Annotated in this window: 21 protein-coding genes and 1 riboswitch; of the genes, 9 read left to right on the forward strand and 12 right to left on the reverse strand. The window is 73.8% G+C overall.

What is annotated here, in order from left to right; translation table 11 throughout:
- Positions 1-118: 118 nt before the first annotated feature.
- Positions 119-1,327 (reverse strand): saccharopine dehydrogenase family protein, encoded by a 1,209-nt coding sequence (locus tag ACF08D_RS17815; protein ID WP_392223577.1) that lies wholly within the window; start codon positions 1,325-1,327, stop codon positions 119-121.
- A 119-nt stretch (positions 1,328-1,446) separates the two neighbouring features.
- Here ACF08D_RS17815 and ACF08D_RS17820 point away from each other — a divergent pair, with 119 nt between their 5' ends.
- Positions 1,447-2,148 (forward strand): TetR/AcrR family transcriptional regulator, encoded by a 702-nt coding sequence (locus ACF08D_RS17820; RefSeq protein ID WP_392223578.1) that lies wholly within the window; start codon positions 1,447-1,449, stop codon positions 2,146-2,148.
- A gap of 130 nt (positions 2,149-2,278) precedes the next feature.
- On the forward strand, positions 2,279-3,232 hold the full coding sequence (locus tag ACF08D_RS17825) for an aminoglycoside phosphotransferase family protein (protein WP_392223580.1): 954 nt from the start codon (positions 2,279-2,281) through the stop codon (positions 3,230-3,232).
- On the opposite strand, the gene ACF08D_RS17830 is transcribed toward ACF08D_RS17825, so the two are convergent.
- Positions 3,222-4,394, reverse strand: a complete 1,173-nt coding sequence (locus ACF08D_RS17830; protein ID WP_392223581.1) for an AI-2E family transporter — start codon at positions 4,392-4,394, stop codon at positions 3,222-3,224. The genes ACF08D_RS17825 and ACF08D_RS17830 overlap by 11 nt on opposite strands.
- Positions 4,395-4,474: 80 nt before the next feature.
- On the opposite strand from ACF08D_RS17830, the gene ACF08D_RS17835 reads away from it, so the two are divergent.
- On the forward strand, positions 4,475-4,969 hold the full coding sequence (locus tag ACF08D_RS17835) for a hypothetical protein (RefSeq protein ID WP_392223582.1): 495 nt from the start codon (positions 4,475-4,477) through the stop codon (positions 4,967-4,969).
- A 64-nt stretch (positions 4,970-5,033) separates the two neighbouring features.
- Here the strand turns inward: ACF08D_RS17835 and ACF08D_RS17840 are convergent, their stop codons facing one another.
- Positions 5,034-5,729: a DUF4230 domain-containing protein gene (locus ACF08D_RS17840; RefSeq protein ID WP_392223583.1), complete on the reverse strand. Its 696-nt coding sequence runs from the start codon at positions 5,727-5,729 to the stop codon at positions 5,034-5,036.
- 112 nt (positions 5,730-5,841) lie between these two features.
- Here ACF08D_RS17840 and ACF08D_RS17845 point away from each other — a divergent pair, with 112 nt between their 5' ends.
- The gene (locus tag ACF08D_RS17845) at positions 5,842-6,156 is read left to right on the forward strand and encodes a DUF5133 domain-containing protein (RefSeq protein ID WP_392223584.1); all 315 of its coding nucleotides are present in this window, start codon (positions 5,842-5,844) and stop codon (positions 6,154-6,156) included.
- 10 nt (positions 6,157-6,166) lie between these two features.
- On the opposite strand, the gene ACF08D_RS17850 is transcribed toward ACF08D_RS17845, so the two are convergent.
- Positions 6,167-7,573, reverse strand: coding sequence for a short-chain fatty acyl-CoA regulator family protein (locus tag ACF08D_RS17850; protein WP_392223585.1), 1,407 nt, complete (start codon positions 7,571-7,573; stop codon positions 6,167-6,169).
- 398 nt (positions 7,574-7,971) lie between these two features.
- Between ACF08D_RS17850 and aceA the strand changes: the two genes are divergently transcribed.
- The 4 genes from aceA (at position 7,972) to metE (ending at position 14,703) form a co-directional block, all read left to right on the forward strand.
- Positions 7,972-9,255: an isocitrate lyase gene (aceA, locus tag ACF08D_RS17855; protein WP_392223586.1), complete on the forward strand. Its 1,284-nt coding sequence runs from the start codon at positions 7,972-7,974 to the stop codon at positions 9,253-9,255.
- A 129-nt stretch (positions 9,256-9,384) separates the two neighbouring features.
- Positions 9,385-10,977 carry a malate synthase A gene (gene aceB, locus ACF08D_RS17860; RefSeq protein WP_392223587.1) on the forward strand — a complete coding sequence of 531 codons (1,593 nt, stop codon included), beginning with the start codon at positions 9,385-9,387 and terminating at the stop codon, positions 10,975-10,977.
- Positions 10,974-11,852, forward strand: a complete 879-nt coding sequence (locus tag ACF08D_RS17865) for a 3-hydroxybutyryl-CoA dehydrogenase (RefSeq protein WP_392223588.1) — start codon at positions 10,974-10,976, stop codon at positions 11,850-11,852. Before aceB ends, ACF08D_RS17865 begins: the two co-directional genes overlap by 4 nt.
- 149 nt (positions 11,853-12,001) lie before the next feature.
- A riboswitch (cobalamin riboswitch) is annotated at positions 12,002-12,224 on the forward strand.
- 160 nt (positions 12,225-12,384) lie between these two features.
- Positions 12,385-14,703 (forward strand): 5-methyltetrahydropteroyltriglutamate--homocysteine S-methyltransferase, encoded by a 2,319-nt coding sequence (gene metE / locus ACF08D_RS17870; RefSeq protein WP_392223589.1) that lies wholly within the window; start codon positions 12,385-12,387, stop codon positions 14,701-14,703.
- A gap of 99 nt (positions 14,704-14,802) precedes the next feature.
- Here the strand turns inward: metE and ACF08D_RS17875 are convergent, their stop codons facing one another.
- The 3 genes from ACF08D_RS17875 to ACF08D_RS17885 are packed head-to-tail and all read right to left on the reverse strand — an operon-like array spanning position 14,803 to position 18,383.
- Entirely contained in the window at positions 14,803-15,939 is a 1,137-nt protein-coding gene (locus tag ACF08D_RS17875; protein WP_392223590.1) for a bifunctional 2-methylcitrate synthase/citrate synthase, read from the reverse strand.
- 17 nt (positions 15,940-15,956) lie between these two features.
- Entirely contained in the window at positions 15,957-16,862 is a 906-nt protein-coding gene (gene prpB, locus ACF08D_RS17880; protein ID WP_392223591.1) for a methylisocitrate lyase, read from the reverse strand.
- Entirely contained in the window at positions 16,863-18,383 is a 1,521-nt protein-coding gene (locus tag ACF08D_RS17885; protein WP_392223592.1) for an MmgE/PrpD family protein, read from the reverse strand. It lies immediately after the preceding gene.
- A 184-nt stretch (positions 18,384-18,567) separates the two neighbouring features.
- Between ACF08D_RS17885 and ACF08D_RS17890 the strand changes: the two genes are divergently transcribed.
- Positions 18,568-19,989: a short-chain fatty acyl-CoA regulator family protein gene (locus tag ACF08D_RS17890; RefSeq protein WP_392223593.1), complete on the forward strand. Its 1,422-nt coding sequence runs from the start codon at positions 18,568-18,570 to the stop codon at positions 19,987-19,989.
- A 19-nt stretch (positions 19,990-20,008) separates the two neighbouring features.
- Here ACF08D_RS17890 and ACF08D_RS17895 read toward each other — a convergent pair whose 3' ends face one another.
- The 5 genes from ACF08D_RS17895 to ACF08D_RS17915 form a co-directional block, all read right to left on the reverse strand.
- A complete protein-coding gene (locus ACF08D_RS17895) occupies positions 20,009-20,347 on the reverse strand; it encodes a glyoxalase superfamily protein (protein ID WP_392223594.1) in 339 nt (112 codons plus the stop codon).
- An 80-nt stretch (positions 20,348-20,427) separates the two neighbouring features.
- Positions 20,428-21,228: an enoyl-CoA hydratase gene (locus ACF08D_RS17900; protein ID WP_392223596.1), complete on the reverse strand. Its 801-nt coding sequence runs from the start codon at positions 21,226-21,228 to the stop codon at positions 20,428-20,430.
- Positions 21,225-22,160, reverse strand: a complete 936-nt coding sequence (gene mmsB, locus ACF08D_RS17905; RefSeq protein ID WP_392223597.1) for a 3-hydroxyisobutyrate dehydrogenase — start codon at positions 22,158-22,160, stop codon at positions 21,225-21,227. Before mmsB ends, ACF08D_RS17900 begins: the two co-directional genes overlap by 4 nt.
- Positions 22,157-23,233: an enoyl-CoA hydratase/isomerase family protein gene (locus tag ACF08D_RS17910; RefSeq protein WP_392223598.1), complete on the reverse strand. Its 1,077-nt coding sequence runs from the start codon at positions 23,231-23,233 to the stop codon at positions 22,157-22,159. The genes mmsB and ACF08D_RS17910 overlap by 4 nt, the downstream gene beginning before the upstream one ends.
- Entirely contained in the window at positions 23,230-24,381 is a 1,152-nt protein-coding gene (locus ACF08D_RS17915; protein WP_392223599.1) for an acyl-CoA dehydrogenase family protein, read from the reverse strand. Before ACF08D_RS17915 ends, ACF08D_RS17910 begins: the two co-directional genes overlap by 4 nt.
- Between the last annotated feature and the right edge of the window lie 4 nt (positions 24,382-24,385).

Genomic DNA, 24,385 nt, shown 5'->3' on the forward strand with positions numbered 1-24,385 from the left:
AGGTACCGGCGGCTTGAGTGGATGATCCTCAGTCCGGGCCCGCCGGTCCGGGACCCGCGGGTCTGGCGTGCCGCCCCGCCCGGACGGGGGCGGGGCGCGCCCGGCAGGGCCGTACGGGTTACTCGCGCATGCCCCACGGGGAGCCGTACGCGGTGAGCAGGTCCAGGAAGGGCCGGGGGTCGAACGCCTCGGGGCCGAGGACGCCGGCGCCGCTCCAGGAGCCGTTCGCGACCAGTTCGAGGGCCACGACGGGGTTCACGGCGGTCTGCCAGACGACGGCCTGGGAGCCGTACTCGCCCATCGACCACTGGTTGTCGACCACGTGGTAGAGGTAGACCTCGCGCGGGCGGCCGTCCTTGGTGCCCTTCACCCAGGTGCCGGCGCAGGTCTTGCCGTGCATGCGGTCGCCGAGCGTGGCCGGGTCGGGCAGGCAGGCGGCGACCACGTCCCGCGGCGACACCCGCTCCCCGCCGGGCAGGGTCACCTTCTCGGTGCGGTCGAGCCCCAGCTTGTGGAGGGTCTTGAGGGTCTCGATGAACTCGTCCCCGAGTCCGTACTTGAAAGTCACCCGCTTGGCCTCCACCCAGCGCGGGATCAGCAGCACTTCCTCGTGCTCGACGTTGACGCACTCGACGGGCCCGATGCCCTCGGGGAAGTCGAAGACCTCCGGCTCGCTGAAGGGCGGGGTGGTGAACCATCCGCGGTCCTTCTCCCAGACGACCGGCGGGTTGAGGCACTCCTCGATGGTGGTCCAGATGGAGAAGGAGGGGGCGAAGTCGTAGCCGTCGACGGTCAGGTTGGCGCCGTCGCGGACACCGATCTCGTCGATCTCGTCGAACAGCTCCTCGGCGGCGTAGCGGGCGAAGACGTCGGAGAGGCCCGGTTCGACGCCGATGCCGACGAGGGCGAGGCGCCCGGCCTCCTCCCATGCCCCGGCGCGCTCGAACTGGGCGTCGCCGAGCTTGGTGCCGCACTCCTCGTAGGGGCGGGTGGGGTGGGGCGCGGACAGGGACATGGCCATGTCGAGGTAGTGCGTGCCGGCCTCCAGCGCGGCGCCGAAGAGGGGCGGGACGAACCGCGGGTCGGTGGCGTTCAGCAGGACGTCGCACCGCTCGTCGCGGAGGAGGGCGGTGACGGCGGCCGGGTCGGAGGCGTCGAGGCGGACGGCGCTGAACCGGCCGCCGGAGTCGCCGAGCGCGGCGACGGCCGCCTCGGCGCGGGCGAGGTCGTAGTCGGCGACGACGAGGTGGTCGAAGAAGGACCGGCGGGCGGCGATACGGGTGATCGCGGTGCCCACGCCGCCGGCGCCCACAAGCAGGATGCGCATGGGAGGGGAAAGCCTTTCGCTGGGGGGCGAAGCCTGGTGGCGTCATGTAACGAGCCCGGCGGGGAGAAGGTCAAGCGTGTTGGCATAAGGTGTCGGGGAGGGCGGAGGAGGGATGCGGCGTGGCCAAGAAGGTGGTCCCGGAGAGCGACCGGCGGCGCCGGAGGCCGACCAAGCAGGGGGTGGTCCTCTCGGAGCGGCTGATCGTGGAGACGGCGCTGCGGCTGCTGCACGAGCACGGCCGGGAGGGGCTGACGGTACGGCGGCTGGGCGCGGCCCTCGGGGCCGACCCGAGCACCCTGTACCGGTACTTCCGGGGCACGGACGACCTGACCCTGGCCATCGCCGACGAGCTGATCGGGCGGGCGATGCGGGGCTGGGCGGCCACCGGGGACTGGCGGGCCGACCTGCGGGGGCTGGGGCTGCGGATCTACACCGCGTACCTGGCGCATCCGGAGGCCGCGGTGCTCACGGCGAGCCGGGTCAGCGGGCGGGCGCACGAGATCGCCGCCGACGAGACGGTGCTGGGCGTGCTGCGCTCCACGGGGCTGCCGGACGGCGAGGTGGTGCGGGTGTACCACGCCTTCATCGACCAGACGCTGGCGTTCGCGGCGCTGGACGCGGCGAGCCTGGCGCTGCCGGAGAAGGCGCGCCGCGCCGACGAGGCGGTCTGGCGCGCGACCTACGCCCGGCTGTCGCCGGAGACCCACCCGAACATCGCGGCGACGGCTCCGCTGCTGGTGGCGCGGATGAACGACAGCGCCTATCCGACGGCGCTGGACATGCTCCTGGACAGCGCGGCGGCGTCGGTCGCGGCACTCTGAGCGGCCCGGAGGGCGCCGAGCGGGTCACGGTGACCGGCAGGCGCGGCGAACGGGGCGGCGACGGCGGGGCGTTGGGCTCCGGACCGGCGGTGTCGGGTGGCGGGGGCGGCGGCGCGGGTAGGGTGCCCGGATGACGCTCGTACCGGAGGCCCTCGCACACGGAACCGTCGAACGGGAGGGTGAGCGCGGCAGCGTGTGGCTCGCGGAACTGCCGGGCCTGGTAGCGGAGTTGCTGGGGCGCTGGGACTGTACGCGGGACGGTGCGGTGACCCACGGGGGTGTCGGGCTGGTCGTCCCGGTGCGGTGGCGGGACGGGGTGCCGGCCGTGGTGAAGGTGTCGTTCCCGCACCCGGGCAATGTGCACGAGCCCGACGCGTTCGAGGCGTGGGGCGGAGCGGGGGCCGTACGGCTGTACGCGCGGGACGACGCGCGGTTCGCGATGCTGCTGGAGCGGGCCCGCCCCGAGACCCTGGCGGAGGTGGCGGACGGCGACCGGGTGGTGACCGTGGCGGCGCGGCTCGGGCGGCGGCTGGCGGTGCCGGCGCCGCCCGGCGTCCCCCTGCTGCGGGACCGGGCGGACGCCTGGGAGGCCGAACTGCTGCGGGACGCGCGGGAGGTGCCGCACACGCTGGGGAGCCGGGCCGTCGACGCCGCGGTGGCGACCGTACGCGAACTGGGCGGCGACCAGCCGGACTTGATGGTCCACGGCGACCTGCACCCCCGCAACGTCCTGCGTGCCGAGCGGGAACCGTGGCTGGCGATCGACCCCAAGGGGTGCGCCGGGGACCCCGCCTACGACGGCGGCACGCTGCTCAAGTCCCGGGTGCCCGCGCTGCTGGGGGCGGACGATCCGGCCGGGGCGGTGCGCCGGGTGCTGGACGTGTTCGCCGAGGCGGCGGAGCTGGACCGCGAACGGGTGTACCGCTGGGCCCAGTTCCACGCCGTGTCGGCCGTCTTCTGGGGCCGGCGGCACGGCTTCCGGGTGGCGCGCGGCGGGCCCGGCCTGGACCGGCTCCTGGACGCGGCCGAGCGGCTGGTGGAGTCGCTCACGGGGCCGGGCCGCCGGCCGGGCGTCACGGGCTGACGGGCACGCCGTCCCGCGGCTCGCCGGGCCCCGTCCCCCCGGCGCCCGGCTCCCCCGGGTCCGTCCCGCCCGGCGCCGTACCCGCCGCGTCCGTCTGCCCCGGCTCGGCGAGCTGTTCGCGCAGATAGTTCCAGAACACCGCCAGCAGCGCGGCCACCGGGACGGCGAGCAGGCTGCCCACGATGCCGGCCAGGCTGCCGCCCAGGGTCACCGCCAGCAGCACCACGGCGGCGTGCAGGCCGAGGCCCCGGCTCTGGATCATGGGCTGGAACACATTGCCCTCCAGCTGCTGCACCACCACGATGATCGCCAGCACGATCAGCGCGTCCGTCAGGCCGTTGGAGACCAGGGCGATGAGCACCGCGACCAGCCCGGCGAACAGGGCGCCGACGATGGGCACGAACGCGGACACGAAGGTGAGCACCGCCAGCGGCAGCACCAGCGGCACCCCGAGGATCCACAGCCCGATGCCGATGAGGACGGCGTCGAGCAGGCCGACGAACGCCTGGGAGCGGACGAACGCGCCGAGCGTCTCCCAGCTCCGGGTGGCCAGCACCGGGACGTCGGTGGCCAGCCGGCCGGGGAGCTGGCGGGTCAGCCAGGGCAGGAAGCGGGGGCCGTCCTTGAGGAAGAAGAACATCAGGAACAGCGCGAGGACGGCGGTCACCACCCCGTTCAGCACGGTGCCGACCCCGGTGACCACCGCCGTGACCATGCTGCTGGCGCTGTCCTGGAGGCGGGCGACGGCCGCGTCGAGGGCGCCGGTGATCTGGTCGTCGCCGATGTTCAGCGGCGGCCCGGCGGCCCACTCCCGCAGCTGCCGGATGCCTTCGGCGACCCCGTCGGCCAGCTCCCCCGACTGGGAGGCCACCGGGACGGCGATCAGCGCCGCGATGCCCGCGACCGCCAGCAGGAACGCCACGGTCACCACGGACGCGGCGAGGGCCGGCGGCCAGCCGCGGCGGCGCAGGAAGCGGGCCACCGGCCAGGTCAGGGTGGTGAGGAACAGGCCCACTATCAGCGGCCAGACGACCGACCACATCCGGCCCAGGAGCCACAGCGCGGCCCAGGCCGCCACCAGGACCAGCAGCAGTTCGACGGAGGTGCGCGCCGTGGTGCGCAGGGCGGCGGAGGTTTTCGCGGAGCTGAGTGAAGCAGGCATGGGCAGCACCCTATGGGTACGCCGGTGGGGGTCCGGGGCCGCGGGGTGGCTCCGTCCGGTGCCCGGCGACAATGCCCGGTATGAACACTCGTGCCGTGGCCCGTGTCCATCTGCTGCTGTCGGTGGAGCTGACGCTCGCCGGGGGTGTGCTCGCCGCTCTCTGCGGGCTGTCGCTGAGCGGGCCCGTGGTGGCGGCGGTCGCGGGCGCGGTGACCGCCGCCGGGGTGCTGGCCGGTTCCGTGGTGATCAGGCGCCGGGTCTTCGCCGGTGTGGCCCGGGCGGCGCGGGACGCGCACGACCAGGGGTACGCCGAGGGGCTCGCCCAGGCGGTGCTGCTGGGCGTCGCGGCGTACGAGGCGGCGGTGTTCCCGCTCACCGGGGGCGGGGTGTCGGCCGGTGAGCGGGTGGCGCGGCGGACGCTGGCGTACCGGATCGCGGCGGACGAGGGCCTGCCGCACGGGGTGCGCACCGCGGCGGCCGTCGCGCTGGAGGCGATCGACGACGGCGGGGACGCCGGGGCGGCGCGCCGGGCGATGAGCGAGCTGAACCAGCGGGTCTTCGCGCTGCGGGCGTGACGGCGGGTGCGGGCCGGGCGCTCCGGGGCGTCCCCGGAGCGGCACGCCCGGAACGGCCGGAGTGTCACGAGGGTGCGGGGTCGTCGCCGTACACGACCGTGACACTGCGGAAGCCGAGGGAGCGCAGCAGCCCCTCCAGCATGGTGGTGGTGTTCTTCTCGGCCCGCGCGGTCAGGCCGCTCTGCCGGGCGGCCTCGGCGATGCGCTGCGCGGCCAGCCGGTTCACGGCCCGTTCGTCGGCGGGGTTGTCGGAGAAGAGGTCGCCGAGCCGGTCGAGCAGCCCGCGCTGCTTGGACACGGCGTAGGACCGCTCCGGGTCCATGGCCGGCGCGCCGAGCCGGGCGTGCGGGAGGCGCAGGGTGACGGCGGTGCGGTCCTTGTTCACCGTGACGCCGCGGGGGCCGGTGCGGCCGAGGTCCACGTAGGCGCTGACGGTGCCGGCGCCGACGTAGAGCGTGCGGGTGCCGCGGATGGCGTCGGGGAGGAGGTTGGCGTCCTTCTCCAGGTCGACCACGATCTGGAAGTTCCCCGCGGCGCCCTCGTAACGGCTCATGTCCTGGATGGACTTGAGGAGTGCGGGTCCGGAGCGGTCCTGGGTCTCCTCGCCGAAGAGGCCGCCGAGTGCGGACAGCGGGCCGAGGCGGGCGGCGACGGCCCAGAGAAGCAGTAGGGCGAGCAGGGCCGCGGTGACGGCGATGAGGGGGCGGCGGCGCGTGCGGGCGGCCGGGCGGTGGGGAGCGGTGTCGTCGGAGGTCTCCACACGCTGCTGGTGCCCGCGCGGGCCCGGCCCATTCCGCGCCGGGGACAGGTGTGCGGGGGGCGCGGTGTGGGCAGGTGCTGCGGGGGCCCGACGAAATGGGGAGGTTGTCACGGTGGCTGTGCCCGACACACGGGAGCTGAGGGTTCTGCTGGCGCGGTACGCCGACGCGCGGATCACGCTGGCGCGGCGGGAGGACCCCGCGGTGCGGCGGGAGCTGGAGCGGGTGAGCGGTGCGCTGTGCGCGATGACCGGTACGCGGGCGGTGGAGGACGCGCTGCCGGCCGCCGACCGGCTGCTGGCCGTGGCCGCGACGCGGCGGCGTCCGGTCGCGGGGACCGTGGCGGGAGCCGTCGCCGGGTCCGTCGCCGGGACGGTGGCGGGCGGGGCGGTGCCGGCCGGTCCGGAGGACGTCGTCCCCGCCGCCTGACGGGCCCGGTTCAGGCCGTGGAGGGCCCGACGGGGTAGGGCACGAAGGTGCTGCTGTTCTGGTCGATCCGCAGCGGCTTGCCGAGGGGCGGTACGGCCCGCTGGGGGCAGTCGAGGCGCTCGCAGACGCGGCAGCCCATGCCGATCGGGGTGGCGACGGCCGCGCTGCCGAGGTCGAGGCCGTCGGCGTACACCAGCCGGTGGGCGTGCCGGATCTCGCAGCCCAGCCCGATGGCGAAGGTCTTACCCGGGCGGCCCCAGCCGCCGCGGTGGTGGGTGAGGGCGCGGGCGGTCCACAAGTAGCGCTGCCCGTCGGGCATTTCGGCGATCTGGACGTGGATGCGGCCCGGGGAGGCGAACGCCTCGTAGACGTTCCACAGCGGGCAGGTGCCGCCGGCGCGGGAGAAGTGGAAGCCGGTCGCGGACTGCCGCTTGGACATGTTGCCGGCCCGGTCGACGCGGACGAAGGAGAAGGGGACGCCGCGCAGGCGGGGCCGCTGGAGGGTGCTGAGCCGGTGGCAGACGGTCTCGTAGCCGAGGCCGTAGCGGTCGGTGAGGCGCTCGATGTCGTAGCGGTTCTCCTCGGCGGCCGCGTGGAAGGCGCGGTACGGAAGGATCAGCGCGGCGGCGAAGTAGTGGGCGATCCCGATGCGGGCGAGCGCGTGGGTGGGGGTGCCGGCGGTGAAGTCCTCGCCGGCGTGCCGGTCCAGCATCTCGCCGTGCTCCAGCAGGGCGAGCTGGGTGGCCATGCGGAAGGCGCGGCGGCCGGGGCGCATGGCGGGCGCCAGGTGGAGGGTGCGGGTCTCCTCGTCGTAGTGGTGGAGCCGGTCCCCCGGTTCGGCGGCGAGACGGACGCCGTGGGCGGTGGCGAGCCGGGCCGTGAGGGTGCGGATGACGTCGCCGGGGTGGATGCCGATGTCGTCGGCCAGCTTCTCGGCGGCGAGGTCGACGTCATGGAGGTAGTTCTGGCGGCGGTAGAAGTAGTCGCGGACCTCTTCGTGGGTCGTGCGGGGCTGCATGTCGGCCTCGTCGCGGCCGTCGGCCGCCGCCGAGAGCCGCTCGGACAGGAGCTGGTTGCGGCGGCCGAGGTCCAGCAGGACCTTGGCGATCGCGGGCATCCGGGAGGCCAGCTCGGCGAGGTCGGAGGGGGAGACCCGGGCTTCGCTGATCTCGGTGGTGAGCGCCTCGCGCAGGTCGGCCACGAGCCGGGTGGTGTCGCGCTCGGAGAAGAAGCCGGGGTCGACGCCGAAGGTCTCGGTGAGCCTCAGCAGCACGGGGACGGTCAGCGGCCGTGAGTCGTGCTCCATCTGGTTGAGGTAGCTCGGGGAGATGGCGAGGACGCGGGCGAGCTCGGCCTGGGTCATGCGACGTTCCTCGCGCAGTCTCCGCAGGCGTGCTCCGGCGTAGGTCTTGCTCACCGCGCGTTCCTCCTGGTCCGGGCGTGGCGCTCCCTCGGGGTCCGAGTGCTGCTCAGCGTACGTGAGCAGGGAACGGAAAATCATTAACAACCTTGGCAAAAGAGCGAATGAAGATTCGCAAAACTTGGCAGCGTTCCACGATTGATGGCACTGAGTGCCAGTGCCAGAGTGGTGGTGCGGCCCACCGGACCCAACGGCCGGCGCCCGGTACCGGGGCTCGATTCACGCCCTGACGTCGGTGATCCCGGCAGAGGCGACGGCTCGCTCCGGCAGCGTTGCTCACCCTTCCGTGACATGGGTCACGGGGGCCGCACCCAGAAACACGACACAGAGTGCCACCACCGTCCGGTAGGGACGAGCGTTGGCAGACGACACATACCGAGGAGACGGTGACAGTCATGGCAGAGGCGATCACGCAGGCGGCCGAGGAACTGGCGCGGCGCTGGGCCACCGACCCCCGGTGGAAGGGCATCGAGCGCACCTACTCCGCCGAAGAGGTCATCCGGCTCTCCGGCAGCGTCCGCGAGGAGCACACCCTCGCCCGGCGCGGCGCGGAGCGGCTGTGGCGCCAGCTCCACGAGCGCGACTACATCCACGCCCTGGGCGCCCTGACCGGCGGCCAGGCCGTCCAGCAGGTGAAGGCCGGTCTCCAGGCCATCTACCTGTCCGGCTGGCAGGTCGCCGCCGACGCCAACCAGGCCGGCCACACCTACCCCGACCAGAGCCTGTACCCGGTCAACTCGGTGCCGCAGGTCGTCCGCCGCATCAACAACGCGCTGCTGCGCGCCGACCAGATCGCCACGGCCGAGGGCGGCACCGACACCACCGACTGGCTCGCGCCGATCGTGGCCGACGCCGAGGCCGGCTTCGGCGGCCCGCTCAACGCCTTCGAGCTGACCAAGGCGATGATCGCGGCCGGCGCCGCGGGCATCCACTACGAGGACCAGCTCGCCTCCGAGAAGAAGTGCGGCCACCTCGGCGGCAAGGTGCTCGTGCCCACCGCCCAGCACATCCGCACCCTGAACGCGGCCCGTCTCGCCGCCGACATCGCCGACGTCCCCACCCTGATCGTCGCCCGCACCGACGCCCTGGCCGCGAACCTGCTGACCAGCGACGTCGACGAGCGTGACGCCCGCTTCGTCACCGGCGAGCGCACCGCCGAGGGCTTCTACCGGGTCCAGAACGGCATGGAGCCGGTCATCGCCCGCGGTCTGGCCTACGCCCCGTACGCCGACCTCATCTGGGTCGAGACGGGCACGCCCGACCTGGCGCAGGCCCGCGAGTTCGCCGAGGCGATCCACGCGGAGCACCCGGACCAGATGCTGGCGTACAACTGCTCGCCGTCCTTCAACTGGAAGGCCGCGCTGGACGACGACCAGATCGCCAAGTTCCAGCGGGAGCTGGGCGCCATGGGCTACCGCTTCCAGTTCATCACCCTGGCGGGCTTCCACTCGCTCAACCACGGCATGTTCGACCTGGCGCGCGGCTACGCCGAGCACGGCATGACCGCCTACGTCGACCTCCAGGAGCGCGAGTTCGCCGCCCAGGAGCAGGGCTTCACCGCGGTCAAGCACCAGCGCGAGGTCGGCACCGGGTACTTCGACCTGGTCTCCACCGCCGTCAACCCCGCCTCCTCCACCACCGCCCTGGCCGGCTCCACGGAGGAGGAGCAGTTCCACTAGGCCGTCCCACCCGGACGCCGGCCGCGCGGTGACGCCATGCACCGCCCGGCCGGCCCCCCGTGGAGGGGGCGGCGCACCGTCCCGCCGCCCCCTCCGCCACCCTCTCCGCTCCCGCCTCAGGAGTACGTGATGTCCACCAGCGCACTGACCCGCCAGATCCGCGTCCTCGCGGCCCCGGGCCCCCGTCACGACGAGATCCTCACCCCCGCCGCCCTGGACTTCGTGGGCAGCCTGGTGGCCGCCTTCGGCGAGCGCCGGCTGGAGCTGCTCAAGGAGCGCCGGCGGCAGGCCATCCGCCTGTCGGCCGGGTCGCCGCTCTCGTTCCCCCTGGTCACCACCGCCGTGCGCGAGGACCCCACGTGGCGCGTCGCGCCGCCCGCCCCCGGTCTGACCGACCGGCGTGTGGAGATCACCGGTCCCCCGGAGCGCCGGATGGCGGTCAACGCCCTCAACTCGGGCGCCCAGGTCTGGATGGCCGACTTCGAGGACGCCACCGCCCCCACCTGGGACAACATCGTCGGCGGCCAGCTCACCCTGCTCGACGCCATCGAGCGCCGGATCGACTTCACCACCGAGGACGGCAAGGAGTACCGCCTCGGCGAGAAGACCGCCACCATGGTGGTCCGCCCGCGCGGCTGGCACCTCACCGAGGAGCACCTGGAGTTCGAGGGGCAGCCGGTGCCCGCGTCCCTGGTCGACTTCGGCCTGTACTTCTTCCACTGCGCGCAGCGCCAGATCGACGCCGGGTACGGCCCGTACTTCTACCTCCCCAAGCTGGAGAACCGCTACGAGGCCCGGCTGTGGAACGACGTCTTCGTCCACGCCCAGGAGCTGCTCGGCATCCCCCGCGGCACGATCCGCGCCACGGTCCTCATCGAGACCATCACCGCGGCCGTGCAGATGGAGGAGATCCTCTACGAGCTGCGCGAGCACAGCTCGGGGCTGAACGCCGGCCGCTGGGACTACCTCTTCAGCCTCATCAAGACCTTCGGTCACCGCACCGACTTCCTGTTGCCGGACCGGGCGCGGGTGACCATGACGGCGCCCTTCATGCGCGCCTACACCGAGCTGCTGGTGCGCACCTGCCACAAGCGGGGCGCCCACGCGATCGGCGGGATGGCCGCGCAGGTGCCCAGCAAGGACCCGGAGGCCCACCAGGCGGCGCTGGCGAAGGTGCGGCTGGACAAGGAGCGGGAGGCCGAGGACGGCTTCGACGGCTCCTGGGTCGCCCACCCGGGGCTGGTCCCGGTGTGCCGGGAGGTCTTCGACGGGGTCCTCGGCGAGCGGCCGCACCAGCTCGACCGCACCCGGGACGACGTGGAGGTCACCGTCGCGGACCTGCTGTCGGTGCGCCGCGTCAGCGGCCCGCCCACCACCGAGGGGGTGCGCTCCAACATCGCCATCACCCTGCGGTACTTCGACGCCTGGCTGCGCGGCCAGGGAGCCGTGGCGCTGTACGGGCTGATGGAGGACGCCGCCACGGCGGAGATCGCCCGGGTGCAGATCTGGCAGTGGCTGCGCCACCGGGTGATCGACCGGGAGACGGTGCTGAGGCTGCTGGACGACGAGGTCGCGGCGCTGGCCACCGAGTCGCCCCGGTCGCCGGTGATCGAGGTGCGGGAGCTGTTCGAGCGGACGGCCCTGGCGGCCGAGCTGCCGCTGTTCTTCACCCCGGACGCGTACACCCGCCACCTGGTGCGGCGCGCGGAGGACGGCTCGTGAGCGACGGCCTCCCGGGCGGCGGCATCCGCAGGGTCGGGGTGGTCGGCGGCGGGCAGATGGGCGCGGGCATCGCGGAGGTCTGCGCCCGGGCCGGCCTGGACACCGTGCTGTGCGAGGTGGACGCCGTGGCGGCCCGTACCGCGCGGGAGCGGGTCGCCTCCTCGCTGGACCGGGCGGTCCGGCGGGGCAAGCTGGAGGAGGCGCAGGCGCGGGCGGCGCTGGCCCGGATGGTGTTCAGCGGCAGCCTGGAGGACCTGGCCGACCGGCAGCTGGTGGTCGAGGCGGTGGTGGAGAACCCCGCCGCCAAGACCGAGGTCTTCGCGGCCCTCGACAAGATCGTCGAGAGTCCCGACGCGATCCTGGCGACCAACACCTCCTCGATCCCGGTGATGCGGCTGGGCATGGCCACGAGCCGCGCCGACCGGGTGATCGGACTGCACTTCTTCAACCCGGTGCCGGTGCTTCCGCTGGTGGAGGTGGTGACCTCGCTGCACACGGCGCCCGAGACGGTCGCCGCCACCGAGGAGTTCGCCACCCGTACGCTCGGCAAGACCGCGATCCGGTCGCAGGACCGGGCCGGTTTCGTGGTCAACGCGCTGCTCGTCCCCTATCTGCTGTCGGCCGTCCGGATGACGGAGTCGGGCTTCGCCTCCCCGGCGGACGTGGACGCGGGCATGGAGCTGGGCTGCGCGCACCCGATGGGACCGCTGCGGCTGGCCGACCTGATCGGCCTGGACACGGTCGCCTCGATCGCGCGGTCGCTGTACGAGGAGTTCAAGGAGCCGCTGTACGCCCCGCCGCCGCTGCTCCAGCGGATGGTGGAGGCGGGGCTGCTGGGCCGGAAGACCGGCCGGGGGTTCTACCTCTACGAGTAGGACCCCGGGTGAGGCCCTGACGGGAGGGGCGGGAAGCGTGCCGCGGCGCGCCCCGCCCCTCCCCCGTTTCCCGGCCCTGACCTGCCCGGGTGTCTCATCTCACCATCCGCATGATGGACGCTCCACTCCGGGCCGAGGTCTCAGCCCGTAGGCTGACCGACGCAGCTGGTTCGCCCCGTCCGCCAGACGGGACGCGTCGTAAGAGGGAACCCGGTGGGAATCCGGGACTGCCCCGCAGCGGTGAGTGGGAACGACCGCCGTCATACGCACTGGGCCCGGAGTGCCGGGCCTGGGAAGCGACGGCCAGTAGGTGTCTCGAAGTCCGGGACGCGCCCGCGAGTCCGAAGACCTGCCCGCTGTCCGCGTGCGAACCGTCGCGCGCGGCTCCCGGTGACCTCGAGGGCGGGTCGGCGTATGCACCAGGCGGAGGGCCGCGCTTGTCGCGCGAGGCCGTACCCGCCCGGGCCGTCGCTTCTTCGCGCCCCCGTCCGTCTCCGGGACCTCAGGGATTCATCTCGCGAAGGAGATCTCCGTGACCACCGAGTCCGCAGCCGCGGCAGCACGCGCGACCGTCTACGGCTACCCCCGCCAGGGCCCGAACAGGGAACTGAAGAAGGCCATCGAGGGCTACTGGAAGGGCCGCGTCACCGCCGGTGACCTCCGTGCCACGGCCGCCGGTCTGCGCCGGTCCAACTGGCGCGAGCTGGCCGGCGCCGGCGTCCAGGAAGTGCCCACCGGCGACTTCTCGTACTACGACCACGTGCTCGACACCACGGTGATGGTCGGGGCGATCCCCGAGCGCCACCGCGCGGCCGTCGCCGCCGACGCCCTGGACGGCTACTTCGCCATGGCGCGCGGCACCCAGGACGTGGCGCCGCTGGAGATGACCAAGTGGTTCGACACCAACTACCACTACCTGGTGCCCGAGCTGGGTCCGGACACGGTGTTCACGGCGGACTCCACCAAGCAGGTCGCGGAGCTGAAGGAGGCGCTGGCGCTGGACCTCGCCGCCCGGCCCGTCCTCGTCGGCCCGGTCACCTACCTCCTCCTCGCCAAGCCCGCGCCCGGCGTGGCCGCGGACTTCGACCCGCTCACCCTGCTGGACCGGCTGCTGCCGGTGTACGCCGAGGTCCTCGCCGACCTGCGGGCGGCCGGCGCCGAGTGGGTGCAGCTGGACGAGCCCGCGCTCGTCCAGGACCGCACCCCGGCCGAGCTGAACGCCGCCGAGCGGGCCTACCGCGAGCTGGGCGGGCTCGCCGACCGGCCGAAGCTGCTGGTCGCCTCCTACTTCGACCGGCTGGGCGACGCCCTCCCGGTGCTGGCCAAGGCGCCGGTCGACGGTCTGGCCCTGGACTTCACCGGTGCCGCCGCGGCCAACCTGGACGCGCTCGCCGCCGTCGGCGGCCTGCCCGGCAAGCGCCTGGTGGCCGGTGTGGTCAACGGCCGCAACATCTGGATCAACGACCTGGAGAAGTCGCTGGCCACCCTCGGCACCCTGCTGGGGCTCGCCGGCCGGGTGGACGTGGCCGCCTCCTGCTCGCTGCTCCATGTGCCGATCGACGCGGCCCTGGAGCGCGACATCGACCCGCAGATCCAGCGCTGGCTCGCTTTCGCCCGGCAGAAGACGGCCGAGATCGTCACCCTCGCCAGGGGCCTGGCCCAGGGCACGGACGCGATCGCCGCCGAACTGGCCGCGAACCGCGCCGACCTGGCGTCCCGCGCCAACTCCCCCATCACCCGTGACGCCGCCGTCCGCGCCCGTACCGGCGCCGTCACGGACGCCGACGCCCGCCGCTCGCAGCCGTACTCCGAGCGGGCCCTCGCCCAGCGCGCCCACCTCGGTCTGCCGCTGCTGCCCAGCACGACCATCGGTTCGTTCCCGCAGACCGGCGAGCTGCGCACGGCCCGCGCCGACCTGCGCTCCGGGCGGATCGACACGGCCGGCTACGAGGAGCGCATCAAGGCCGAGATCCAGGAGGTGATCTCCTTCCAGGAGAAGACCGGTCTGGACGTCCTGGTGCACGGCGAGCCCGAGCGCAACGACATGGTGCAGTACTTCGCCGAGCAGCTGACCGGCTATCTCGCCACGCAGCACGGCTGGGTGCAGTCGTACGGCACGCGTTATGTCCGCCCGCCGGTCCTGGCCGGTGACATCTCCCGCCCCGAGCCGATGACGGTGCGCTGGACGACGTACGCCCAGTCGCTGACCAGCCGCCCGGTGAAGGGCATGCTGACCGGTCCGGTGACCATGCTGGCGTGGTCGTTCGTCCGGGACGACCAGCCGCTGGGCGAGACCGCCCGGCAGGTGGCGCTGGCGCTGCGCGACGAGGTGAACGACCTGGAGGCGGCCGGGACCTCGGTGATCCAGGTGGACGAGCCGGCGCTGCGCGAGACGCTGCCGCTGCGGAAGGCCGACCACGCCGAGTACCTCGCCTGGGCGACCGAGTCGTTCCGGCTCAGCACCAGCGGGGTGCGTCCGGACACGCAGATCCACACGCACATGTGCTACGCGGAGTTCGGCGACATCGTCCAGGCCATCGACGACCTCGACGCCGATGTGATCAGTCTGGAGGCCGCCCGCTCGCACATGCAGGTCGCGCGTGAGCTGGCCGCCCACGGCTACCCGCGCGAGGCGGGCCCGGGTGTGTACGACATCCACTCGCCGCGCGTCCCGAGCGCCGACGAGGCCGCCGCCCTGCTGCGGACGGGTCTGGAGGCCATCCCGGCCGAGCGGCTCTGGGTCAACCCGGACTGCGGTCTGAAGACCCGCGGCTGGCCCGAGACCCGCGCGTCGCTGGAGAACCTGGTGGCCGCGGCCCGTACGGTCCGCGAGGAGCTGGCGTCCTCGTGAGGTCCTGCTCCGGCGTCTGACGCACTGACGTCCTGACGCACCGGCGACGGCCGGGAGACCCGAGCGGGTCTCCCGGCCGTCGTGGTGTGCGGCCCGGCCTCAGCCGGCCGCGGGGACCGGCCGCTGGCCGATGCCGTCGTACGACGCCAGGGGGCGGATCAGGGCGTTGTGCGCGAGCTGTTCGGTGATGTGGGCCGTCCATCCGGTGATGCGGCTCATCACGAAGACCGGGGTGAACGCCGGGATGTCGAAGCCCATCAGGTGGTAGGCCAGGCCCGCCGGGTAGTCCAGGTTGGGGTGGATGCCCTTGCGGCGGACCATGGCGTGCCGCAGGGCGCCGTGCAGGGTGGCCAGGCGGGTGACGTCGGGGTCGCCGGCGCGGGCGACCAGCCGGTCCAGGGCCTCCTGCATGAGGGGGACGCGGGAGTCGCCGTGCTTGTACACCCGGTGGCCGAAGCCCATGATCTTCCGCTTGGAGGCGAGGGCCTCCTCCAGCCACTCCTCGGCCCGCGCGGGGTCGCCGATCTCGTTGAGCATGTGCATCACGGCCTCGTTGGCGCCGCCGTGCAGGGGGCCCTTGAGGGCGCCCACCGCGGCGGTGACCGCGCTGTAGAGGTCGGACAGCGTGGAGGTGACCACGCGGGCGGTGAAGGTGGAGGCGTTGAAGCTGTGCTCGGCGTAGAGGATGAGGGAGATCTCGAAGCAGCGGACGACCTCGGGGTCCGGGACCCGGCCGAAGCACATGTGGAAGAAGTTCTCGGCGTAGCCGAGGGACGGGTCCGGCGCGATGGGGGCCAGGCCGTGGCGGCGCCGGTGGTCGGCGGCCACCACGACGGGCAGCCGGGCGAACAGGGCCAGCGACTTGGTGAGGTTGGCGGCCGGGCTGCCGTCGTCCTCGGTGGGGTCCTCGGCGCCGAAGAAGCTGACGGCGGTGCGCAGGACGTCCATCGGGTGGCAGGTCTCGGGGAGCCGGGCGAGGACTTCCGCCGTGGTGCGGTCCAGGGGCCGCAGGGCGCGTTCGCGGGCGCAGAACTCGCGGAGCTGGCCGGCGTCGGGCAGTTCGCCGTACCAGAGGAGGTGGGCGACCTCCTCGAAGGAGCGGCGGGCGGCGAGTTCCTGGACGGGGTAGCCGCGGTAGAGGAGGGAGTTGGTCTCCTCGACCACGGTGGAGATGGCGGTGGTGTCGACGACGACACCGGCGAGACCTCGGTGGATCCCGGGTGCGGTGCTGGTCATGTCGGTTCTCCGGTGCGTCAGTTGCCGGGAGGGAGGGTGAAGTCGTACACGGCCGAGTCGAAGGCCGCGTACCGCTCGTAGCCGAGCACGTCGTACAGCCGGGAGCGGGTCTGCATCCGGTCGAGCAGGGATTCCTGGGTGCCTTCCCGGGCGATGGTGCGCAGGCCGTCCTCGACGGCGCCCATGGCCAGGCGGAACAGGGTGACGGGGTAGATGACGATGTTGTAGCCGAGGTTCTCCAGGGTGCGGGCGTCCAGCAGCCGGCCCTTGCCGAACTCGGTCATGTTGGCGAGCAGGGGGACGTCCACGGCCTTGCGGAACGCCTCGAACTCCGCCTCGCCGGACAGTGCTTCGGGGAAGACGGCGTCCGCTCCGGCGTCCACGTAGGCCCTGGCCCGGTCGACGGCCGCGTCGAGGCCCTCTACGGCGCGGGCGTCGGTGCGGGCCATCAGCAGGAAGTCCGGGTCGCGGCGGGCGTCGGCGGCGGCCCTGATCCGGCGGGTCATCTCCTCGCGGGGCACCACGGACTTGCCGTCGAGGTGGCCGCAGCGCTTGGGGTTGACCTGGTCCTCCAGGTGGAGGCCGGCGAGTCCGGCGTCCTCCATGAGCTGGAGGGTGCGGGCGGCGTTCATCGGCTCGCCGAAGCCGGTGTCGGCGTCGACGAGCGCGGGCAGGTCGGTGACGCGGGTGATCTGCTGGGCGCGGCCGGCGACCTCGGTGGCGGTGGTCAGCCCGATGTCGGGGAGCCCGAGGTCGGCGGCGAGGACGGCGCCGGAGAGGTACACGGCGTCGAAGCCGGCCTCCTGGACGAGCCGGGCGGAGTAGGGGTTGATCGCTCCGGGGACGCGCTGGAGGCGTCCGGAGGCGAGCTTCTCCCGGAAGGCGCGCCGCCGTTGGGCGGGGGTGGTGCGGGTGTGGAGCACTCAGAACAGCCCCTTCGGGAGGGTGGCGTCGTACGCGGCGACCGCGTCCGTGTCCACGGCGGGGAAGAGCGCGGCGAGCCCGGCGGTGTCCAGGGTGTCGAGCCCGGCGGCGGCCGTGAGGAAGCGGTCCTGCTCCCCGGGGGTGACGATGCCCTCGGCGAGGGTGCGGAACTTGGCGGTGTATCCGGCCCGGTCGAAGGGGCGGGCGCCGGCGGGGTGGGCGTCGGCGACGGCCAGTTCGTCCTCGATGACGGAGCCGTCGTCCAGGGTGATCACGGCCCGGCCGCCGAAGGCGCGGCGCAGCGGGTCGGGGTCGTGGTAGCGGCGGGTCCACTCGGCGTCCTCGACCGTGGTGATCTTCCGCCACAGGTCGACGGTGGCGGGGCGGCGGGCGCGGTCCGGGGCGTAGGAGTGCTCGTGGTGCCAGGTGCCGTCCTCCAGGGCGACGGCGAAGATGTACGGCACGGAGTGGTCGAGGGTCTCGCGGCTGGCGCTCGGGTCGTACTTCTGGGGGTCGTTGGCGCCGGAGCCGATGACGTGGTGGGTGTGGTGGCTGGTGTGCAGCACCACGGACCGGACGCGGTCCAGCGGGCCGGTCTTCTCGCGCAGCCGGCGGGCCAGGTCGATGATCGCCTGGGCCTGGTACTCGGCGGAGTGCTCCTTGGTGTACGTGTCGAGGATGGCCCGGCGGGCCTCGCCCGGCTCGGGGAGGGGGACGGTGTACGCGGCGTCGGGGCCGTCCAGCATCCAGGCGAGGAAGCCGTCTTCGCCCTCGTAGATCGGGGAGGGGGAGGTCTCGCCGCGCAGGGCGCGGTCGACGGCCTCGATGGCGGCCTTGCCGGCGAAGGCGGGGGCGTACGCCTTCCAGCTGGAGATCTCGCCCTTGCGGGACTGGCGGGTGGCGGTGGTGGTGTGCACGGCCTGCTGGACGGCCTGGTACACGGTCTCGGTGGGCAGCCGCAGCAGGGCGCCCAGGCCGCAGGCGGTGGCGGCGCTGAGGTGGGCGACGTGGTCGATGCGGTGCTGGTGCAGGCAGATGCCCTTGACCAGGGCGACGTGGATCTCGTACGCGGCGATGACCCCGCGCAGCAGGTCGGCGCCGGAGCGGCCGGTGTGCTGGGCGACGGCGAGCAGGGGCGGGATGTTGTCGCCGGGGTGGGAGTAGTCGGCGGCCAGGTAGGTGTCGTGGAAGTCCAGCTCCCGGACGGCCGTGCCGTTGGCCCAGGCGGCCCACTCGGGTGACGTGCGGGTGGCTGCGGGGGCGCCGAAGACCGAGGCGCCGGGGCCCGCCGGGTGGCTCAGGGCCTGGGCGCGGGCCACGGCGACGGGGCGGCGGGTGAGGGAGGCGACGGCCACGGAGGCGTTGTCGATGACCCGGTTGACGGCCATCTCCCGGGCCTCGGGGTCGAGGTCCCCGGCGTCCTGGGTGCCGGTGGCGACGGCCGCCAGCTTCCAGGCGAGCTGCTCCTCGCGGGGCAGCCGGTCGGCGCTGGGGTGGACGCGTACCTGGTGGTCGATCACGGGACTCCTCGGACGGTGCGGTGGGTCGGCTTGCCTCCTGCAGCCTTCCCGCCCGGCGGGGCCGCCGCCACGGCTCCACGCTGTGTAATCCGTCCAGTCCGGAGCGGTGAAACTGCGAAAGTTGCGAAATCGGCGAATGGTATCTTCGCAAGCGTCGAGGCACCCGCCGAGAACGGAACCGCTCATGGGACGCCCACCCGCCCGCAAGATCTACGCCCACGCCAAGCTGCGGAGACTGCGCCGGGAGCGCGGTCTGAACCAGGTGGACCTGGCCCGTGAACTGGGCATCTCCACCAGCTATTTGAACCAGATCGAGCACAGCCGGCGCCCGCTGACCGCGCCGGTGCTGCTGCGGATCGCCGAGGTGCTCGGGGTCGACCCGGAGTTCTTCTCGGAGGCCGCCGAGGAGCGGCTCACCACCGATCTGCGGGCCGCGCTGGCCGACGAGGCGTGCGGTGTGCCGGTGCCGCCCGAGGAGGCCGGCGACATCGCCCGCGACCACCCGGAGCTGGCGCGGGCCCTGGTGACCCTGCACCACCGCTACCGCGACGCCGCCGAGCGGGTCGCGGCGCTCGCCTCCCCCGACGACACCGTGCTGCCGCCGGTGGAGCCGCACGACGAGGTGCGTGACTTCTTCTACGCGCACCACAACCACTTCGGCCGGCTCGACGAGGAGGCCGAGCGGACCGCCGCGCTGCTGGGGCCGGGCACGGCGGGGCGCACCGCGGACGCCCTGGAGGCCCGGCTGGCGGACCTGCACGGCGTGCGGACGATCGCGTCGACGCCGGAGCGGGCGGCGGACGCGCGGCGGTTCGACGCCGGGCGGGGGCTGCTCTTCCTGTCGCCGTGGCTGAGCGACGGGCAGCGGGCCTTCCAGCTGGCCACCCAGCTGGCGCTGCTGGAGCACGGCCCGCTGCTGGACGCGCTGGCGGGCGGCACCGCGCTGTCCTCGGCGCAGTCGGCCGCCCTGGCCCGCATCGGGCTGGCCAACTACTTCGCGGGCGCGCTGCTGATGCCGTACACGGCCTTCCGGGCGGCGGCCGAGGAGCTGCGGTACGACATAGACCTGCTCCAGGCCCGGTTCGGGGTCGGTTTCGAGACGGTGTGCCACCGGCTCAGCACGCTCCAGCGGCCCGGCCGCCGGGGGGTGCCGTTCTCGTTCCTGCGGGTGGACCGGGCGGGCAACATCTCGAAGCGGCAGTCCGCGACGGACTTCCACTTCTCGCGGCTGGGCGGCACCTGCCCGCTGTGGACGGTGTACGAGGCGTTCTCCGCGCCGGGCCGGATAGTCACGCAGGTGGCCGAGATGCCGGACGGGAAGCGGTTCTTCTGGGTGGCCCGCACGGTGACGCGGGGCGGCCACGGGCACCGGGCGCCGCGCGCCGAGTTCGCCGTGGCGCTCGGCTGCGAACTGCGCCACGCCCACCGGCTGGTGTACGCCGAGGGGGTGGCGCTGGACGATCCCCGGGCGGCGACCCCGATCGGGCTGGGGTGCCGGATCTGCGAGCGCCGGGACTGCGCCCAGCGCGCCCGGCCGCCGGCCGGCGGGCGGCTCGCGGTCGACCCGGACCGGCGGACGCACGTCCCGTACCCGGTGGTCACCTAGGGTCCGCGCACGGCCGGGCTCACGGGTGCGGCGTGCCCACCCGCAGGCGGTTGCCGTCCGGGTCGCGGAGCTCGGTCTCGCGGGCCCAGGGGGCGGTGGCGACCGGGGCGCCGAACTCGGCGGCGACGGCGTCGACATCGCGTACCCGGAGGTAGACCAGGGTGTCGGGGCGGGCGTCGCCGGTGTGCTCGGACAGGAAGAGCTTCACCGGGCCGCGGGCGACCTCCACGAAGGCGGGGAGGCCCGGTTCGAAGCGGTGCTCCCACCGCGGCTCGAAGCCCAGGCGCCGGTACCAGGCGATCGCGGTGGCGGCGTCGGCGATCCGCAGGACGGGCACCGCCTCCTCGTCCGTGCTCATGACGTGCGGCCTCCAGGGTCGTGGTGCGGCGCCGGCCCCGTCCCCGGGGTGCGGGGGCGGGGCCGGCGCCGGGTCCGGGGTCAGCGGTGGGTGAACTCCGGCGGCCGCTTCTCGGTGAACGCCGCCATGCCTTCCTTCTGGTCGGCGGTGGCGAACACGGCGTGGAACAGGCGCCGTTCGAAGCGTACGCCCTCGGTGAGGGTGGTCTCGAAGGCGCGGTTCACGGCCTCCTTCGCCATCATGGCGACCGGCGCGGACATCCCGGCGACGGTCTCGGCGACGGCGAGGGCCTCGCCGATCAGGTCGTCGGCGGGCACGATCCGGGAGACCAGCCCGGCGCGTTCGGCCTCGGCGGCGTCCATGGTGCGGCCGGTGAGGCAGAGGTCCATCGCCTTGGCCTTGCCGATGGCGCGGGTGAGGCGCTGGGAGCCGCCGATGCCGGGGATGACGCCGAGCTTGATCTCCGGCTGGCCGAACACGGCGGTGTCGGCGGCCAGCAGGATGTCGCACATCATGGCCAGTTCGCAGCCGCCGCCGAGGGCGTACCCGGACACGGCGGCGACGGTGGGGGTGCGGAGGGCGGCGAACCGGTCCCAGGCGGTGAACCAGTCGCTCAGGTACATGTCCATGTACCCCTGCGGCTGCATCTCCTTGATGTCGGCGCCGGCGGCGAACGCCCTGGCCGAGCCGGTGAGGACGATGCAGCCGGTGCCGGGGTCGCGGTCGAGCGCCTCGGCGGCGGCCACGACCTCGGTCATCACCTGGAGGTTCAGGGCGTTGAGCGCCTTGGGGCGGTTGAGGGTGATGAGCGCGGTGCGGCCCTTGCGCTCGACGAGGATGGTCTCGTACGGCTCGGTGGCGGGGTCGGCGGGGGCGGTCATGCGGGTGTTCCGTTCTGGTCGGCGGGGCGGGTCGCGGGGGCCGCGGACCGGTCCCTGATGGCGCGGACGATCCCGGAGAAGTCCTGGTCCGCGCCGGGCCCCTCGGCGAACGCCTGGTACAGGGCGGCGGCGTTCAGGCCCAGCGCGGCGTCCACACCGGCCTCGCGGATGGCGTTGGCGGCCAGCGTGAGGTCCTTGGCCATCAGGGGGGCGGCGAAGCCGGGACGGTAGTCGCGGTTGGCCGGGCTGGTGGGCACCGGTCCCGGGACGGGGCAGTTGACGGTGAGCGACCAGCACTGGCCCGACGCGGTGGACGCGACGTCGAAGAGCGCCTGGTGGGACAGGCCCAGGCTCTCGCCGAGGACGAACGCCTCACTGACCGCGATCATGGAGATGCCCAGGATCATGTTGTTGCAGATCTTGGCGGCCTGGCCGGAGCCCGCCTCACCGCAGTGCACGGCCCGCTTGCCCATGGCGAGGAGCAGGGGCTCGGCCTCGGTGAACTCCGCCTCGCCGCCTCCCGCCATGAAGGTGAGCGTGCCGGCCTCGGCGCCCACCACTCCCCCGGACACCGGGGCGTCCAGCGCCCGGTGCCCGGCGGCGACGGCGGCCTCGTGGGCGGCCCGGGCGTCGGCGACGTCGATGGTGGAGCAGTCGACGAAGAGCGTCCCGGGCCGGGCGGCGGCCAGCAGGCCCTGCTCGCGGTAGAGCGCGAGGACATGGCGGCCGGCGGGCAGCATGGTGATCACCACGTCCGCCTCCCGGGCGGCAGCGGCGGCGGACCCGGCCTCCTCGACACCGGCGGCCGTGGCCGCGGCCAGGGACTCGGGGACCAGGTCGTAGCCGAGGACGCGGTGGCCCGCCTTGACCAGGTTGGCGGCCATCGGGCCGCCCATGTGGCCGAGGCCGACGAAGGCGATGACGCTGCTCACCGGGGCACCTCCTGGGGGTCGGTGGGGGCGAGGCGCAGTTCGCGCGCGTCGCCGAGGGGGGCGAACATCCGGTTCACGTCCTCGTCGGTCACCTCGCCGAGGGTGGCGGGCGACCAGCGGGGCGCGCGGTCCTTGTCGATGACCTGGGCGCGGACGCCCTCGGCCAGGTCGGGGTGGGCGAGCATGTGGCAGGAGACCCGGTACTCCTGTTCCAGCACGCTCTCCAGGGTCTCCGCCCGGCCGGCGCGGCGCAGGGAGGCGAGGGTCACCTTCAGCGCGGTCGGGGACTTGGCCTGGAGGGCGGTGGCGGCCTCCTTGGCGGCGGGCGAGCCGTGGTCGAGCAGCCGGCGGACGATCTCCTCGACGGTGCCGGCGGCGTAGCAGTGGTCGATCCACTCGCGGTGCGCGGCCAGTTCGCCGGGCGGGGCCGGCCGCTCGTACCGGGCGACGGCCTCGTGCGCGGGCAGCTCGGCGAGGGCGGCGAGCAGCGCGGGCAGGTCGCCGGAGGGCACGAAGTGGTCGGCCAGGCCGGCCAGCCGGGCGTCGGCGGCGCCGACCGGCGCTCCGGTGAGGGCCAGGTGGGTGCCGGTCAGGCCGGGGGCGCGCGCCAGGAGGTGGGTGCCGCCGACGTCGGGGACGAAGCCGATGCCGGTCTCGGGCATGGCGACGCGGGAGCGTTCGGTGACGATCCGGACGCTGCCGTGGGCGGAGACGCCGACGCCGCCGCCCATCACGATGCCGTCCATCACGGCGACGTACGGCGTGGTGAGCCGTGCGATCCGGGCGTTGAGCCGGTACTCGTCGCGCCAGAAGTCCGCCGCTTCGGCGGTGCCGGCCCGGGCGGAGTCGTGGATGGCGCGGATGTCGCCGCCGGCGCACAGGCCGCGTTCACCGGCGCCGCTGATGACGATGGTCCCGACGGACGGGTCGTCCTCCCAGGCGTCGAGGGCCCGGGCGATGGTGCGCACCATGGAGTGGGTCAGGGCGTTGAGCGCCCTGGGCCGGTTGAGGGTGAGGTGGGCGGCGCGTCCCTCGGTGCGCAGCAGGACGTCGTCGTCGGTGCCGCCGGTCACCGGAGGCTCTCCGTGAGGCCCCTGGCCACGATCACGCGCATGATCTCGTTGGTTCCTTCCAGGATCTGGTGGACCCGAAGGTCGCGGACGATCTTCTCGACACCGTACTCGCTGAGGTAGCCGTAGCCGCCGTGGAGCTGGAGGGCGCGGTCGGCGACGGAGTACCCGGTGTCGGTGGCGAAGCGCTTGGCCATGGCGCAGAGCTGGAGCGCCTCGGGGTCGCCGCTGTCGAGGGCGCCGGCGGCCTGGCGGACCAGGGCGCGGGCGGCGGAGAGTTCGGTGGCCATGTCGGCGAGGCGGAAGCGCAGGGCCTGGGCGTCGAGGAGCCGGGCGCCGAACGCCTCGCGGTCGGCGAGGTGGGCGAGGCTGCGGTCCAGGGCGTCCTGGGCGCCGCCCAGGGAGCAGGCGGCGATGCCGAGCCGGCCGCCGTTGAGGCCGTGCATGGCGATGCGGAAGCCCTCGCCCTCGGCGCCGAGGCGGCGGTCGGCGGGGACGCGGACACCGTCCAGGATCACCTGGCGGGTGGGCTGGGCGTTCCAGCCCATCTTGCGTTCGTTGGGGCCGAAGGACAGGCCGGGGTCGTCCCGTTCGACGACGAAGGCGGAGATGCCCCGGGGGCCGTCCTCGCCGGTGCGGGCCATGACGACGTACACACCGGAGGAGCCGGCGCCGGAGATGAACTGCTTGACGCCGGTGAGCACATAGGCGTCGCCGTCCTTCTCGGCGCGGGTGGTGAGGGCCGCCGCGTCGGAGCCGGCCCCCGGTTCGGTCAGGCAGTAGCTGCCGAGGGTCTCGGCCGAGCAGAGCGCGGGCAGCCAGCGGGCGCGCTGGGCGTCGTCGCCGTAGCGGTCGATCATCCAGGCGACCATGTTGTGGATGGAGAGGTAGCCCGCGATGGAGGGGCAGCCGGTGGCGAGGGCCTCGAAGATCACGACGCCGTCGGCGCGGGTGAGTCCGGAGCCGCCGTGCTCCTCCCGTACGTAGACGCCGCCGAGGCCGAACTCGGCGGCCTTGCGCAGGACGTCGACGGGGAAGTGCTTGTCCTGGTCCCAGGCGACGGCGTTGGGCGCCAGGTGTTCCTTGGCGAAGTCGAGGGTCACCTCGGCCAGGGGGAGCTGGTCCGCGGTGAGCGTGGTGGTCGTGGTCATGGCG

Source organism: Streptomyces sp. NPDC015131, from assembly GCF_043079975.1.
Lineage (GTDB): Bacteria > Actinomycetota > Actinomycetes > Streptomycetales > Streptomycetaceae > Streptomyces.